General features: G+C 44.9%; 1 protein-coding gene. It reads left to right on the top strand.

The genetic code is table 11. The features are described 5' to 3' along the window. The coding region (locus LZZ90_RS14020; protein WP_237791327.1) for a hypothetical protein at positions 1 to 267 on the top strand (267 nt) is incomplete at both ends.

Genomic DNA, 267 nt, shown 5'->3' with positions numbered 1-267 from the left:
AGCTTCAGTTAGTATAACTGGCGGAACTCCTGCTTACACCTATTCATGGGCGCCTTCAGGAGGAACTGCTGCAACAGCCACAGGATTAGCTTCAGGAACATACACGTGTACCATCACCGATGCAAATTCTTGTCAAATAACTAGAACAATTACTGTAAACCAACCTAGCAATTTAGTTGCAACTGCTGCTTCGCAAACCAATGTATTATGTAACGGAGTAGCCAACGGTTCGGCGACAGTTAATGTAACCGGTGGAACTCCTGCTTA

Source organism: Flavobacterium sp. SM15 (genome assembly GCF_022012335.1).
Classification (GTDB): Bacteria; Bacteroidota; Bacteroidia; order Flavobacteriales; family Flavobacteriaceae; genus Flavobacterium.
This window is presented reverse-complemented; position numbering and strand designations above follow the sequence as displayed.